At 34.7% G+C, this 14,263-nt stretch carries 15 protein-coding genes and 1 tRNA gene; 8 read left to right on the forward strand and 8 right to left on the reverse strand.

Translation table 11 applies throughout. The features are described 5' to 3' along the window. Positions 1–31: 31 nt before the first annotated feature. Positions 32–502 carry a DUF6495 family protein gene (locus ACH2AZ_RS10850; protein ID WP_394907853.1) on the forward strand — a complete coding sequence of 157 codons (471 nt, stop codon included), beginning with the start codon at positions 32–34 and terminating at the stop codon, positions 500–502. 48 nt (positions 503–550) lie between these two features. On the opposite strand, the gene ACH2AZ_RS10855 is transcribed toward ACH2AZ_RS10850, so the two are convergent. Continuing rightward, entirely contained in the window at positions 551–1,792 is a 1,242-nt protein-coding gene (locus ACH2AZ_RS10855) for an ABC transporter permease (protein ID WP_394907854.1), read from the reverse strand. Between the two features lie 99 nt (positions 1,793–1,891). Here ACH2AZ_RS10855 and hisS point away from each other — a divergent pair, with 99 nt between their 5' ends. Next, positions 1,892–3,265: a histidine--tRNA ligase gene (gene hisS / locus ACH2AZ_RS10860; protein WP_394907855.1), complete on the forward strand. Its 1,374-nt coding sequence runs from the start codon at positions 1,892–1,894 to the stop codon at positions 3,263–3,265. A 114-nt stretch (positions 3,266–3,379) separates the two neighbouring features. Here hisS and ACH2AZ_RS10865 read toward each other — a convergent pair. Beyond that, positions 3,380–3,453, reverse strand: a tRNA-Met gene (locus ACH2AZ_RS10865). Between the two features lie 127 nt (positions 3,454–3,580). Between ACH2AZ_RS10865 and ACH2AZ_RS10870 the strand changes: the two genes are divergently transcribed. Together ACH2AZ_RS10870 and ACH2AZ_RS10875 are read left to right on the forward strand one after the other, a co-directional pair. Next, positions 3,581–3,976, forward strand: a complete 396-nt coding sequence (locus tag ACH2AZ_RS10870) for an START-like domain-containing protein (RefSeq protein WP_147860751.1) — start codon at positions 3,581–3,583, stop codon at positions 3,974–3,976. Between the two features lie 51 nt (positions 3,977–4,027). Beyond that, a complete protein-coding gene (locus tag ACH2AZ_RS10875) occupies positions 4,028–4,873 on the forward strand; it encodes an aminotransferase class IV (protein WP_394907856.1) in 846 nt (281 codons plus the stop codon). On the opposite strand, the gene ACH2AZ_RS10880 is transcribed toward ACH2AZ_RS10875, so the two are convergent. From ACH2AZ_RS10880 to ACH2AZ_RS10900, 5 genes are all read right to left on the reverse strand, one after another. Beyond that, complete coding sequence (locus tag ACH2AZ_RS10880) at positions 4,870–5,430, reverse strand: YqgE/AlgH family protein (protein WP_394907857.1); 561 nt, start codon at positions 5,428–5,430, stop codon at positions 4,870–4,872. The genes ACH2AZ_RS10875 and ACH2AZ_RS10880 overlap by 4 nt on opposite strands. Before the next feature lie 99 nt (positions 5,431–5,529). After that, on the reverse strand, positions 5,530–5,802 hold the full coding sequence (locus tag ACH2AZ_RS10885) for an HU family DNA-binding protein (RefSeq protein ID WP_147860754.1): 273 nt from the start codon (positions 5,800–5,802) through the stop codon (positions 5,530–5,532). 184 nt (positions 5,803–5,986) lie between these two features. Further along, entirely contained in the window at positions 5,987–6,937 is a 951-nt protein-coding gene (gene fmt, locus ACH2AZ_RS10890; RefSeq protein ID WP_394907858.1) for a methionyl-tRNA formyltransferase, read from the reverse strand. Further along, on the reverse strand, positions 6,924–8,837 hold the full coding sequence (locus tag ACH2AZ_RS10895; RefSeq protein WP_394907859.1) for an ATP-dependent DNA helicase RecQ: 1,914 nt from the start codon (positions 8,835–8,837) through the stop codon (positions 6,924–6,926). Before ACH2AZ_RS10895 ends, fmt begins: the two co-directional genes overlap by 14 nt. A gap of 12 nt (positions 8,838–8,849) precedes the next feature. Further along, positions 8,850–9,377, reverse strand: a complete 528-nt coding sequence (locus ACH2AZ_RS10900; protein ID WP_394907860.1) for an AAA family ATPase — start codon at positions 9,375–9,377, stop codon at positions 8,850–8,852. Between the two features lie 87 nt (positions 9,378–9,464). On the opposite strand from ACH2AZ_RS10900, the gene ACH2AZ_RS10905 reads away from it, so the two are divergent. The 3 genes from ACH2AZ_RS10905 to murA all read left to right on the forward strand — a co-directional run bounded on the left by ACH2AZ_RS10905 (position 9,465) and on the right by murA (position 11,813). Further along, positions 9,465–9,755, forward strand: a complete 291-nt coding sequence (locus ACH2AZ_RS10905; protein WP_379046562.1) for a DUF493 family protein — start codon at positions 9,465–9,467, stop codon at positions 9,753–9,755. A gap of 100 nt (positions 9,756–9,855) precedes the next feature. Further along, positions 9,856–10,500 (forward strand): DUF4290 domain-containing protein, encoded by a 645-nt coding sequence (locus ACH2AZ_RS10910; protein WP_394907861.1) that lies wholly within the window; start codon positions 9,856–9,858, stop codon positions 10,498–10,500. Between the two features lie 2 nt (positions 10,501–10,502). Continuing rightward, positions 10,503–11,813 (forward strand): UDP-N-acetylglucosamine 1-carboxyvinyltransferase, encoded by a 1,311-nt coding sequence (gene murA / locus ACH2AZ_RS10915; protein WP_394907862.1) that lies wholly within the window; start codon positions 10,503–10,505, stop codon positions 11,811–11,813. A 75-nt stretch (positions 11,814–11,888) separates the two neighbouring features. On the opposite strand, the gene ACH2AZ_RS10920 is transcribed toward murA, so the two are convergent. Continuing rightward, positions 11,889–13,343 (reverse strand): TonB-dependent receptor, encoded by a 1,455-nt coding sequence (locus tag ACH2AZ_RS10920; RefSeq protein WP_394907863.1) that lies wholly within the window; start codon positions 13,341–13,343, stop codon positions 11,889–11,891. A 99-nt stretch (positions 13,344–13,442) separates the two neighbouring features. Between ACH2AZ_RS10920 and ACH2AZ_RS10925 the strand changes: the two genes are divergently transcribed. Then, on the forward strand, positions 13,443–14,204 hold the full coding sequence (locus ACH2AZ_RS10925) for an MBL fold metallo-hydrolase (protein ID WP_394907864.1): 762 nt from the start codon (positions 13,443–13,445) through the stop codon (positions 14,202–14,204). Positions 14,205–14,263 lie beyond the last annotated feature (59 nt).

The following is a 14,263-nucleotide window of genomic DNA, read 5'->3' on the forward strand; positions in this document are numbered from 1 at the left end:
ATCTTATTTTTAAAATAAATACTTTTTGTTTATGAAATATCAACGTCTAAGCCAAGAACAATTTAAAGAAATGCATCAAGAATTTATTAATTTCTTGGCCAGTCAGTCTATTACAGCCAATGAATGGGAAGAGATTAAAAAAAACAAACCTGAAGTTGCCGAAGAAGAGCTCGATATCTTTAGTGATTTGATTTGGGAGGGAGTGTTGAGAAAAGTAAAATATCTAGAGCATTATTCACCGCAGCATTTATTTCTTTTCTCTATAGATGAAGACTTTATAACGCTAATTGGTATTAAGGTTAAGAATGAAACTATTAATATAACCACCCGTGAGGGCTATCGTTGGCTACAACAAAATTTGACCCATGAAGATGTAGAGCTATACACGTCGAAAAAGGCTTTAAAAGCCGACCGTAATAAAGATGTATTCGCCTTGATTCAACAAGGGGCGCAGATAACTAAAGGAGAGTTATTTACCTATTTTCAAAAAATAGTTGATTAGGGTCAAAATACTTCAAAGGTATGAATAGGCTTTAGGTCTAACCTTAGTTTATTCATACCTTAAAGACTCTATTGGGTCCTGTTTGGCGGCTTTTATAGCGGGGTAAGAGCCAGATATTATAGCAATTAAAAGAGAAATAATTGTGGCCCAAATGATGGCTACCCAGGGGATGCTAAATTGAAAGTCAAAACTTTGAGCTACCGCAAAACCAATGAGCATACCCAGAAAAATACCTATGATGCCTCCCAACTGACCAATAATTATTGTTTCGCTAAAAAACTGCAGTGCTATAGTGTTTCTTTTTGCGCCAAGTGCTTTTCTAACTCCTATTTCTCGTGTGCGTTCGGTTACTGATACCAACATAATATTCATTAAAGCAATAGAGGAACCCAGAATAGTTATAATTGAAATTATCCAGGCGGCAAAATCTAAGACACCAGTTATTTTGTAAATTTCGTTCAGTAGACTATCGCTGCGTTCAATTCCAAAATTATTTTCTTCTTTAGGTTTGAGTTTTCTAATCTTTCTAAATGTGATAACTGCCTCGTCTTGCGCACCCTCTAAAAAATTTTTATCGGCTACTTTTATACTGATGTTGTAATTGGGTTGAATACTAGTGAACATACTTCGGGCCTTTTGAAGAGGAATAAGTACCCTTAAGTCTTCGTTATTTCCAAAAGTTGACCCCTTACCTTCTAAAACTCCTATTATTTTAAATTTGGCACCTCTAATACTTATGGTTTTTTGAAGAGGATCACTGTTTTTGAATAAACCTTTTTTAAAATCGGCACCTACAATACACACATTAGAATTGTTTTCTATATCAAAAAAAGAAAAATCACGCCCTTCTTCCAATTGCAAACCACTATTGCTTAGGAAGTGCTCATTAACGCCAATTACGCGTACCTCAGGATCTGTTTTATCTTGTTTATACTTTACTTCAGCTTGGCTGGTACCTGTAAAGGATATACTAGTAGTAGCATTTGGGAACTGAAAATTTTCTTTAAAATCTATCGCATTCCTGTAAGATATAATGGGGTTGATTTTGTTTCGTTCTCCACGCCCGCGAGTTTGTACACTAAAATTATACCGTTGAAGATTAAAAGTGTTGGCACCCATAGAGGTGAAATCGCTGGTTATTGTGTTTTCTAAAGCATTAACTGCACTTAAGATACCTACTAGCGCGGTAATTCCTATGGCAATAATAAGAACGGTTAAAATTGTTCTTAAAAGTTGTGTTCTTATGCTATCTAATGCAATTCTTACATTTTCCCGAAATAAACCAAACATAGGTGCGTTTTAATTGTTGTTTATAAGACGAGTGAAAGTACAAAAAGTTACTTATTTTTTCTGATTTGTTTCAGTATATTTGGACTCTAAAAGAAAACTATGGCTCAGAAACCTTCAATACCAAAAGGAACGCGTGATTTTTCTGCGCAAGAAGTAAATAAAAGACACTACATAATAAATACTATAAAAAACCAATTTACAAAATTTGGATTTCAACCCATTGAAACACCTAGTTTTGAGAATTATGATACCCTAATGGGAAAATATGGGGAAGAGGGCGATCGGCTTATTTTCAAAATTTTAAATAGTGGTGATTTTCTTAAAAAAGTAAACCCCAATGATATTAAGTCTGAAAACACTCTGGCAATAACGCCTAAAATTGCCGAGAAAGCTTTGCGTTATGATTTAACGGTTCCATTTGCACGCTACGTGGTACAACACCAAAATGAACTAGACTTTCCATTTAAACGCTATCAAATTCAACCAGTATGGCGTGCCGATAGACCTCAAAAAGGAAGATTTAGAGAGTTTTATCAATGCGATGCAGATGTGGTAGGAAGCCAGAGTTTATGGCAAGAAGTAGAGTTTGTTCAACTTTATGACGAAGTTTTTACTCAGCTCAAATTAGAAGGTGTTCAAATAAAAATTAATAATCGTAAAATCTTATCGGGTTTTGCCGAAATTATCGGTCAGTCAGATAAGCTGATTGATTTTACCGTTGCACTCGATAAATTAGATAAAATAGGAGAAGAGGCGGTTATAGAAGAAATGAAGGCCAAAGGTATTACAGCTCAAGCAATTGATACTATACAGCCTATTTTTAACTTAAAAGGTGATTTTAGCGAGCAGATAGCCAGCTTAAAAAATATTTTGCTAGCATCTAAGAGTGGTTTAGAAGGCTTACAAGAACTAGAGTTTATCCAACAAGCCATAGAGAATATGCCTTTAAAAACAGCAAAATTAACACTAGATGTTACCTTGGCTCGTGGTTTAAATTATTACACCGGCGCTATTTTTGAAATTGCAGCACCACCGCAAGTAAAAATGGGATCTATTGGTGGAGGAGGTCGCTATGATGATTTAACCGGTATATTCGGGTTAAAGAATATGAGTGGGGTAGGAATTTCTTTTGGTTTAGACCGAATTTATTTAGTGCTTGAAGAATTAAAACTATTTCCAAAAAAGACTGATGCTCAAACTCAAGTAATCTTTATAAATTTTGGACATCAAGAAGCCTTATACGCTATGCAAGCGATACGACTGCTAAGAGATGAGGGGGTAGCCGCTGAATTATACCCAGATGAGGCTAAAATGAAAAAACAAATGAATTATGCCAATAAAAGAGCCATACCATTTGTAGTATTAGCTGGTAGTAAAGAGATGCAGAAAGAACAATTTACATTAAAGAATATGATGACCGGTGAGCAAAACAATGTAAACCTTCAAGAGCTTAAAAAACTGGTTAAAGCTTAGTTTTTTGTTGAATAAAATTAAAAGGAGAAACAGCAACAATAATTTCTCCTTTTTTTGCTTAAAAATTAAATTAAAAAAACCTTAAAGTTATATACCTTAAGGTTTTTTATTTTGTAGCGAGACCGAGATTTGAACTCGGGACCTCCGGGTTATGAATCCGACGCTCTAACCAACTGAGCTACCTCGCCGTTTGCGGGTGCAAATATAAAATTATTTTACAATAACCCAAATATCTTTTAGAAAATAAAAGCAACTTTTTTTCATGGTTTTTTAATAAAGAATATATATATTGCCTCACAACTAAGAATAATCGTTATGGATAAAGTAAAATATGAAATGGAATTTCCAATACAAGCTTCACCGGCTTTATTGTATCAATATATATCAACTCCATCTGGTTTAAGCGAATGGTTTGCCGATAATGTGAACTCCCGTGGCGAGGTGTATACCTTTATTTGGGAAGGCTCTGAAGAGAAAGCAAAGTTGTTGAGTAAAAAAAGCGGTGAGAGAATTAAATTGCGATGGATGGAAGATGTAGAAAACGAGGATGCTTATTTCTTTGAGATGCGTATCCAAGTTGATGAGATTACTAAAGACGTATCTTTAATGATTACTGATTTTGCCGAAGACAACGAGGATGAAATTAACGAAGGGAAAATGTTGTGGGAAAATATGATTTCTGACCTAAAACATGTTTTAGGATCGGCTTAAAAAGCAACCAAAAATGTATATTTGCCTTGATTAATCAATCAAGGTTTTTTTATGCTTAATTTTAACGGAGAACTTACAAATTCTAAAGCAACATCTTTCTTAGCCCAAAATAGAGGTTTTCAATATGGTGATGGTGTATTTGAAACACTACGCGTACTTGGAGGAAAAATTGTTTTTTGGGAAGATCATTATTTTAGATTAATGGCTTCAATGCGTATTCTCCGAATGGAAATTCCTATGGATTTCTCACCCGAATTTCTTGAAAAAGAAATTTTAAAAACTATTGAAGCTCAAGAGAATCCGCAGACTAATTTTAGGGTAAAATTGGTTGTTTGCCGTAAACCAGGAGGATACTATTTGCCTCAAAACTTAGAAATAGATTACCTCATAACGCTAACCGAACTAGATCATCCCTTTTATCTTGCCAATAATTTAGATTATAAGGTAGAACTTTTTAAAGATCATTATATCACCTCAGGTCTTTTATCTAGCCTAAAGTCAACTAATAAAATAATCAATATTCTAGCCAGTATTTACGCTCAAGAAAATGATTATCAGAATTGTTTATTGCTTAATGAAAGCAAAATGGTAGTCGAAGCTGCCAATGCCAATCTTTTCTGGGTGAAGGGGAAACAAATAAAAACACCGCCAGTAAGTGAAGGTTGCTTAAACGGTATTATTAGAAAAAAACTTATTGAGATTATTGAAAAATTACCGGCATATAATCTTGTAGAAGATAAAATAAGTCCGTTTGATTTGCAAAAAGCAGACGAACTCTTTTTAACCAATAGCATTCAAGGAATACAATCTATAAGTGTTTACCGTAAGAAGCAATTTAAACATGCAGTAGCCGATGAGTTACGCGGTAAATTAAATGCATTAGCACGTTTAAGTTAGTTGTAATTAGGATTTTCGGGTGCATTAGCCCAGATTAAATAGTCACCACCCAATTCCTGAAGCATTTCTTTCCAGTAGTTTTCTTGATTGTGTGCCAAGAGATCATTCTTGTTATACTGATTAACAGTAATCCAGTGGTTAGCTTTCATTTCTTCCTCTAATTGTTTGGCTGCCCAACCTGAATAACCCAAAAAGAATTTTATGTCTTGAGATTTAATAAGGTTATTGCTGATGAGTTTTTTGACTGCTTGAAAATTACCACCCCAATAGATTCCATTGCTTATTTCAATACTATCGGGAATGAGATTGGGAATATGGTGAATAAAATAAAGATTATCTTGTTCAACAGGGCCTCCGTTGTAAACAGGAAAATCTTGCTTAAGATCTGGAATTAAATCGGTAAGTGTTAAATTTAAATTTTTGTTCAGAATAAACCCTACTGCTCCTTGCTCGGTATAATCTGCTAAAAGAACTACAGAACGATTAAACGTGACATCGCCAAATATAGTTGGTTCTGCAATTAATAAAACGCCTTTATTGGGTTTTTCGTGTTTCAAATTTGAAGATTTTAAATTAAAGCTATTAAAATAAATCCATAAAACAAAAAAAAGACCCTTAATTTAAGGGTCTTTTGTATAAATTATCGACTAATTATTTTAGTTAACCGATTTCTGTAAATCAGAACCAGCCTTAAACTTCACTACATTTTTAGCAGCGATTTTAATGGTTTTACCAGTTTGTGGGTTTCTTCCTTCACGAGCTGCTCTTTTACTTACAGACCATGAACCAAAACCTACTAGAGAAACTCTATCACCTTTCTTAAGAGCTCCTTCAATGTTTTCTAAAAAAGATTCTAAGGCTTTTTTTGCTGCCGCTTTTGAGATTCCAGCATCTTCTGCCATAGAATCAATTAAATTTGTTTTGTTCATAATTTTGTTTTTTAAAATTAATGTTGGTTAAACGATTATGTATTCTTTACAAATTTAATAGCTTTTCGCTTCTATGCAAGGCTTGGCAAGGGAAATGCATAAAATTGTTAATAACTATAGTGAATTGTTAATAAAAATACTTGAAAATATCAAATATTTGCTAAGCTTAGTAAATTTAAGGGTTTCAAGACAATTTTATTTCTTTATCTAAATTAAATCCGTTAAGGAAATCAATCGCACTCATTTTTCTTTTTCCCTGTAATTGTAAGCTAATTATTTGAAGCGATTTGGTTGGAGTGCTAACTAGAAGCTTGTTGTTCTCTTTAAATAAAATACCTGGTGGTCTATTTGAAGGTAAATCGGTTTTTTGGGTTTCAAATACCTTTAAGCGTAATTTTTCTTGATTTTCGTTGTTTAGAAAGGTATATGCCACAGGAAAGGGAGACAGGCCACGAATGAAATTATATATTTGTTCTGCCGGTTGTTGCCAATCAATTTTTGTGTTTTCGGCGTTAAATTTATAGGCTGTTTTTAAATCTTCACTTTTGGGTTGTTGTATGGGTTTTGCTCTGTCCTTAGCTATTAGTTCTAAGGTTTCCAATACGGTTTCGGCTCCTAAATGCATGAGACGATCATGTAAATCGCCTGCACTTTCATGTGGATCTATGCTGGTTTTCTTTTGCAAAAGAATTGCCCCGGTATCTATTTTTTCGTCTAAGAAAAAGGTAGTTACTCCGGTTTGTGTTTCTCCGTTTATAATGGCCCAATTTATAGGAGCTGCACCACGGTATTGAGGAAGAAGCGAGGCGTGTAAATTAAAAGTTCCAAGAGGTGGGAGTGACCAAATACGTTTGGGGAGCATTCTAAAGGCTACCACCACAATAACATCTGGTTTTAGGGCTTTTAGTTCTTGGTAAAAATCATCAGATTTAAGGTTGGTGGGTTGTAAAATAGGAATACTTGTTTCTAGCGTGTAGGTTTTAACAGCAGACTGATTTATTTTTCGTCCTCTACCGGCAGGTTTGTCTGGCGCGGTGATTACACCAACAATTTGATGCTTTTCTTGAATCATTCGGTCTAAAATGCATACCGCAAAATCGGGCGTACCCATAAATACAATTCTAAGTGACTTCATTTTTTAAACGGATTATATCGTGAATAGATTTTTCTATTATTTTTTTCTCATGCATTAAACGCAAGGTGTACAGAGAATCTGCTTCATTAAAAGGTGCGTTTAATACTAGATCTTTTAAATAGGTAGGATTTTGATTTAAAACTTGACAAAAGTAAGTTTTGATCTCCTTTATATTACTTTCTGATTTAGATGATTTCTTTTGGTTTAGACACCAACTGCATTGCCTACAGGGTTTAGTTTTTTCTTCGTCAAAATACTCTAATAATTGAATAACTAAACAATTATCTTGTGATAGTACGTAATCTTCAACGGCTTTAATTTTTAATTCTTTGTTTTCTTTTTGAGCGCGAATGTATTTGGCAAAGGGGTTAATGCTGCGTTCATCTTCCCGCGGTACCAAGAAAGTGAGGGTTGTATCTTGATTTTTATGACTTAAGTCGATAAGTTCTTGATTGGCCAATTCTTGTAATTGCTCAATAATTTTTGATTTATCTAATCCGGTTTTTTCTGAAAGGCGCTCAAGAGGTACTTCTTTTTTAAATTCGAAAAAACCACCTTGTATTCTAAATAGGTTTTCGAGTAAAAAGGAATAACTGCGATGTCGCTCTAGAAATGCAAAAAGTTGCTTGCTGGAAATCAAAAATTGAAGTGCTGTTTTTTGCGAATATTCGCCCGCAAAAGTGAGTATTCCTAAACGTTCAAGTGTATTGAGCGCCAAGTAGGTTTTTTGCGTATTTAATTTGTATTTTTTGCAAAAACCAAAAAAACTAAAGTTATATGTCTCATTTAATCCTTCCCCAAAGGCAATACTAAACATGGTGTTTAGTTTTTTATAGACATGCTTTATTTCTTTTACGCTAGGTAGAGGAAGCAAAAATTGATTTTTTAGTAACATAAAATCACTATCGTTATAGAGAATTATAGCCCGTGCGGGCATTCCATCTCTTCCGGCTCGACCGGCTTCTTGATAATAACTTTCTAAAGATTCGGGTAAATGAAAATGAATAACGTGGCGCACATTGGCCTTGTCTATACCCATACCAAATGCTGTAGTGGCTACGATAACTTGCAACTTTTCTTTTTGCCAATCGGTTAGAATATTGTCTTTTTCTTGACTAGGTAAACCTCCATGAAAAGCTTGGGCTGAGATGCTTTGTGCTCTTAAAAATTGGGCCAACTCCAAGGAGGTTTTACGATTTCTAACGTAAATAATGCCTAATTCCTTATATTTATTAAAATACCATTGCAAGTAATAACGTTTGTCTTCATAATGCTTTACCACAAACTGAATATTGGGACGCTCGTAACTTTGCCTAAAAATAAACGGCTTCTCAAGTGCCAGCTGTTCAACAATATCCTTTTCAACTTTTTTTGTCGCCGTGGCAGTGAGGGCAATTACAGATATACCTGGCAGATAGTTTCTAAGTTGGTTTATGTTTCTAAAAGCCGGCCTAAAATCGTGCCCCCAAGAAGAGATACAGTGCGCTTCGTCTACGGCAATAAAAGAAACATTCATTTGTTGAATTCGTTCTAAAACAAGGTTTTGCTGTAAGCGCTCTGGTGATAAGTATAAAAACTTATAATGGCCATAAATGCAGTTATCAAGCGTGCGGTTAATATCATCATAGCTCATACCGCTTTTGAGTTGAAGTGCTTTAATTCCTTTTTTAGTTAAACTTTCAACTTGGTCTTGCATTAGAGCCAGAAGTGGCGAAATAACAATACAAATACCTTCTTGGTAAATACCTGGTAATTGATAGCATAAAGATTTACCACCGCCTGTAGGTAACAAGGCTAAACTGTCTTGGCCGGCAAGAACTGCATCTATCAGCTCTTTTTGTCCTGGTCTAAACGCAGAATATCCCCAGTGTTTCTTTAGTAAATCTTTGATCTTAGTCATAAAGAGATTGAGTTAACAATGACTCAAAATAAAATTAACCCGGTTTGCCACATTGTCTTGGGGTACAGCAATTAAATCATAACCTAAATTGCGATAGGTTTGCTCTAGAAAGGCTTGAATTTCTTTTGCTTCAGTTCTGTTTTCATAACGCTCGTTGTCTCCAACATATATATCTTCCCAAAATGGAAACAGGAAAACCAAATCATAACGGTATTGTAAATTGGCTTCTTTGAAATAAGTAGGATAGGTGTCTTTTTTATAATCCAGGTAGGCAGTAACATCGGGAATACCACGGTCTATAAAAACTGTACCTTCCTGCATTTCAGCTTTTTTAAACTGATTGATGCGTCCTTCTAAAAGTCGCTGGCTAAATAGTAGAGGGTCGGTTAAAAACAATTGTTCTATTCCGTTTTTCTGTGCATCTAAAATAACCTCTCTAGAAATTTCTGGATAACATGTGTAACCTTCCTTTTCTAAAGCTTTTAAAGTTGTAGATTTGCCCGTACCTGGTCCTCCAATAATCAATACCTTTTTACCCATTTTTAATTGATTTTGTTTTTTACGTTTGGCAAGTTAAAAAAATGCATCAATAAGCTTATATTTGTTGCAAAAAGATAAACAAATTTTATGAGTAAAGAAAATGCCGAGGCTTTTTATAAGAAGTTGAAAATCAAATTAAAAGATACCAGTAATTGGCCTTCAAAATATTTGTATAAATTTATTGTTCCTTCTAAACCGCAGAAAATTAAGCAGGTAGAAGATATTTTTGATAATATGGGGGCGGTTATTCAAACTAAAACTTCTTCTAAGGGCACCTATACTTCGGTGTCTATTAATGTAATTATGGCCAATCCTGATGCGGTAATTGAAAAGTATAAAGAAGTAGGCAACCAAGTAGAAGGGGTGATTTCTTTATAATTTTTTTTACTTTACTAAAGTAGACTTATAAATATTTATTATTTTGCAAGCGGAGCCAAGTAAATTAAGGGCTCTTATCACCTTATTATAATTTTCGATTTTGACATACGATTTAGAATACAATTCAGAGAGAACTACCTTGCATATTCCCGAATATGGTAGACATATCCAAAAAATGGTTGAATATGCGGTTAGCATTAAAGATAATGAAGAACGCAATAAAGTGGCTAAATCTATTATAGCCGTAATGGGTAATTTAAATCCGCATCTTCGTGATGTTCCCGACTTTCAGCATAAGCTTTGGGATCAACTGTTTATAATTAGCGATTTTAAACTAGAAGTAGATTCGCCTTATCCTAAGCCTTCGCGAGAAATGTTAGAAGAGTCTCCTGCACCCTTAGATTATCCGCAAAACCATCCAAAGTATAGGTTTTACGGGAACAATATTAAGCGTATGATTGATGCAGCCTTAAAGTTTGAAGAAGGTGCTTTGAAAGAGGCGCTTATTTTTAATATTGCTAACCATATGAAAAAGTGCTATTTAAATTGGAATAGGGACACGGTAGAAGATAAGGTGATTTTTGATCATTTGTTCGAACTCAGTAATGGCCAAATTAACTTAAATAAAAAAGAAGAAGACTTGGCAGAAGCTGCAGACTTGATTAAGGGCAATAATAAAAAGCAATACAATAAAAGCAAGTCTAAAAAGAATTACCGCAACAATAAGGGCAGAAAAAGATACTAAACATGGCAACTTTTCAAATAGAAGGGGGTATTCCTTTAAAAGGAGAAATTCAACCCCAAGGTGCTAAAAACGAGGCATTGCAAATTTTATGTGCTGTTTTATTAACCAAAGAAGAGGTAAGGATAGATAATATCCCAGATATTGTAGATGTCAATAAACTAATTGATATTTTAAGTAATCTAGGAGTTAAAATCCGTAAAAACGGAAAGGGTAGCTATTCTTTTATTAGTGATGATTTACAACTTGATTATTTAGAGAGCGAATTATTTAAGAAAGAGGGGTCTAGCTTACGCGGATCGATTATGATCGTGGGACCTTTGTTGGCCCGCTTTGGTAAAGGATATATTCCCAGACCTGGAGGAGATAAAATAGGAAGACGTAGATTAGACACCCACTTTGAGGGATTTATTAAACTAGGAGCTAAATTTAGGTATAACAAAGAAGAACGCTTTTATGGTGTTGAAGCACCAAATGGTTTAACCGGAACTTACATGCTTTTAGAAGAAGCTTCGGTAACGGGAACAGCAAATATTGTAATGGCTGCCGTAATGGCTAAAGGTAAAACTACCATTTATAATGCAGCTTGTGAGCCTTACATTCAACAACTTTGCTCTATGCTGGTTGCAATGGGGGCTAAAATAAAAGGGATTGGTTCTAACTTATTGGAAATAGAGGGAGTTGAAGAACTACATGGTTGTACGCATACCATTCTTCCTGATATGATTGAAATAGGATCTTGGATAGGATTGGCGGCAATGACCAAAAGCGAAATTACCATTAAAAATGTAAGCTGGAAACACCTAGGCCTAATACCTTCTACCTTTGCTAAACTTGGTATTCAAATTGAAAAGAGAGGAGACGATATGTTTATCCCCGCTCACCGAGATGGTTACGAAGTTCAAAGTTTTATTGACGGATCTATCATGAATATTAGCGATGCACCATGGCCCGGATTTACGCCCGATTTATTGAGTATTATGTTGGTGGTGGCCACGCAAGCTAGAGGTAGTGTTTTAATTCACCAAAAAATGTTTGAAAGCAGATTGTTTTTTGTGGATAAATTGATTGATATGGGAGCGAAGATAATCTTGTGCGATCCGCATCGTGCTACCATAATCGGACACGATTTTAAATCTCAATTAAAAGCCACCGTTATGAGTAGTCCAGATATTAGGGCTGGTATTTCTTTGCTTATCGCTGCCTTGTCAGCGAAGGGTACATCGACAATTCATAATATTGAACAAATAGATCGTGGTTATGAAAATATTGATGGTAGATTAAAAGCTCTAGGAGCAAAAATCACGCGGATATAATTTTTAGTATTGTACTAAAAAAGCCGTTTAATTTTTTTAAACGGCTTTTTTTTTCTAATTTTTATGAATCATATATTATACAGCGTGTTCGTGGTCTTTTTTTCGGTAACCAAAAAGCTCTTGTTTTTTTATCATAACAGCGGTATTTTTGGGTAACATCTCTTCCCATCCCGCTTGTTTGTCTGCAATCATTTGAAGCACTTTACGCGAGTAAATATCCAACACCGCTGGATCGGCATCCTTGATGTCAATAACTTTTCCATTGTATTTAAAAAACTTATAAAGCTCTTTCATACGCGGATGTACTTTTAAGTTATTTGAATCGATGACTTCACCAGTTTTATCATCTTTCCAAGGGTAAAGGTAAACTTTTAAGTTTTTAAAGAATAATTTACCAAAAGCCTCAAGAATTCCCCCGCTTAAATGACGATAATATTTCTCATCAAAAATATCGATAAGGTTGTTTACCCCCATAGCAAGGCCCATTCTTTCTTTTGTAAAGCGAGAGAAATACTCTACCACTTTATAATACTGCTGGAAATTAGAAATCATTACAGTTTGCCCCAGTGAGCAAAGTAATTTAGCCCGATCCATAAAATCTTTTTCATCAATTTCGCCCTCGGCCCTTAAGTTAGATAAGGTTATTTCAAAAATACTGATTGCATTTTCGGGATTCACTCTGTTTTCATTTAAGAACAGCTCTAATGAGTTTTTATAAATGTCCATATTTACATTGGTCACCGGCCTAAAACTACCACGAAGCGCTAAAACATTCTTTTTGTAAAGCACTTTTGCGGGTAAGACATTTTTACCATCGGGTGAGAACATCACGGCTTCGGTCATACCATTCTTAACCAATTGCAATGACATCAATCTATTATCAACATCTTTAAAAATAGGTCCCGAAAAATTTATGGTATCAATTTCGATTTGGTCTTTGTCTATATGATCATAAAGATAGCGCAGTAATTTTTTGGGAGAATCATACTTGTAATAGGCTCCATATATTAAATTGACACCTAATATTCCCAGGGTGTTTTGCTGAAGTCTTGCGTCATTCTCGTGAAAACGAACGTGTAATATAATTTCATTGTACTCGCCATCGGGGGTTACTTGATAGCGTAAACCAACCCATCCGTGACCTTTATATTTTTTTGCAAAATCTATAGTGGCAACGGTGTTGGCGAAACTAAAAAAAAGCTTATTAGGATGTTTTTCTCTAACAATGCGTTCTTCAATAAGGCGCATTTCGTGCGACAACATTTTTTTTAAGCGGGCCTCGGTTACATAGCGATGGTCGTCTTCAACGCCATAAATTGCATCGCTAAAATCCTTATCATAAGCACTCATGGTTTTAGCAATAGTACCCGAAGCACCTCCGGCCCTAAAAAAATTTCGAACGGTTTCTTGACCAGCACCAATCTCTGCAAAAGTACCGTAAATGTTTTTGTTTAAATTTATGCGTAAAGCTTTGCTTTTAATAGAAGGAATATTTTGAAATTCCCGATCTCCCATTATTGTTATTGGCATATTTTCTGGCTACTTAATTAATCAAGTTTGTCTTTATCAAAGGTAAACAATTGCTTTTTAAACAAAAAAATATCCCTACATTTGTGTTTAAAAAATATTTTGGAAATTACTTTTCTTGGTACTGGAACTTCTCAGGGTATACCCATTATCGGTAGCAAACATCCTGTATGTTTAAGTCAAAATCCAAAAGATAAACGTTTACGGGTAAGTTTGTTGTTAGAATGGGACGCCTACACTTTTGTAATTGATTGCGGTCCAGATTTTAGGCAGCAAATGCTTAACCAAAATGTCGAACAACTTGACGGTATTCTATATACCCATGAGCATAATGATCATATCATTGGGCTAGATGATGTACGTCCCTTTTATTTTAAACAAGGAGATATAAATTTATATGCTAGCGAAAGGGTGATAAAAGCTTTAAAAAAACGTTTTGACTATGTTTTTGAAAGTTATAATAAATATCCAGGAGCACCCAGTGTTAATCTTAATGAAATTGTGAATAAGCCTTTTGAAGTGGGAGGCAAGCAAGTAACCCCCATTGAAGTGATGCACAATACGTTACCAATTTTTGGGTTCAGGGTTGATAATATGGCTTATATCACCGATGCAAAAACCATTAGTACTACCGAAAAGCAAAAGTTAAAAAATTTAGATGTATTAATTTTAAATGCCTTGCGAAGAGAGCCACACCCTTCTCATTTAAATCTAGAAGAAGCTCTGGCGCTTATAGAAGAATTAAAACCCAAAAAAGCCTATTTAACCCATATCAGCCATTTGCTTGGCTTTCACGATGAAGTCGAATGCGAATTACCTGAAAATGTTCATTTGGCATACGATAACCTTAAATTAACTCTTTGATTATTATGAGAAAAAGTATCTTTCTTTATCTTTTTTTGTTCACCTTATTATTTGTTATT

This window comes from uncultured Mesonia sp. (assembly GCA_947499595.1).
Lineage (GTDB): Bacteria > Bacteroidota > Bacteroidia > Flavobacteriales > Flavobacteriaceae > Mesonia > Mesonia sediminis.

Excerpts from the sequence above, each read along its gene's own strand:
- fmt (WP_394907858.1), bottom strand. The coding sequence starts at position 6,937 with ATGAAGTCACTTAGAATTGTATTTATGGGTACGCCCGATTTTGCGGTA.
- ACH2AZ_RS10855 (WP_394907854.1), bottom strand. The coding sequence starts at position 1,792 with ATGTTTGGTTTATTTCGGGAAAATGTAAGAATTGCATTAGATAGCATA.
- ACH2AZ_RS10895 (WP_394907859.1), bottom strand. The coding sequence starts at position 8,837 with ATGACTAAGATCAAAGATTTACTAAAGAAACACTGGGGATATTCTGCG.
- ACH2AZ_RS10885 (WP_147860754.1), bottom strand. The coding sequence starts at position 5,802 with ATGAACAAAACAAATTTAATTGATTCTATGGCAGAAGATGCTGGAATC.
- murA (WP_394907862.1), top strand. The coding sequence starts at position 10,503 with ATGGCAACTTTTCAAATAGAAGGGGGTATTCCTTTAAAAGGAGAAATT.
- ACH2AZ_RS10875 (WP_394907856.1), top strand. The coding sequence starts at position 4,028 with ATGCTTAATTTTAACGGAGAACTTACAAATTCTAAAGCAACATCTTTC.
- ACH2AZ_RS10870 (WP_147860751.1), top strand. The coding sequence starts at position 3,581 with ATGGATAAAGTAAAATATGAAATGGAATTTCCAATACAAGCTTCACCG.
- ACH2AZ_RS10920 (WP_394907863.1), bottom strand. The coding sequence starts at position 13,343 with ATGCCAATAACAATAATGGGAGATCGGGAATTTCAAAATATTCCTTCT.
- ACH2AZ_RS10900 (WP_394907860.1), bottom strand. The coding sequence starts at position 9,377 with ATGGGTAAAAAGGTATTGATTATTGGAGGACCAGGTACGGGCAAATCT.
- ACH2AZ_RS10850 (WP_394907853.1), top strand. The coding sequence starts at position 32 with ATGAAATATCAACGTCTAAGCCAAGAACAATTTAAAGAAATGCATCAA.
- ACH2AZ_RS10905 (WP_379046562.1), top strand. The coding sequence starts at position 9,465 with ATGAGTAAAGAAAATGCCGAGGCTTTTTATAAGAAGTTGAAAATCAAA.
- hisS (WP_394907855.1), top strand. The coding sequence starts at position 1,892 with ATGGCTCAGAAACCTTCAATACCAAAAGGAACGCGTGATTTTTCTGCG.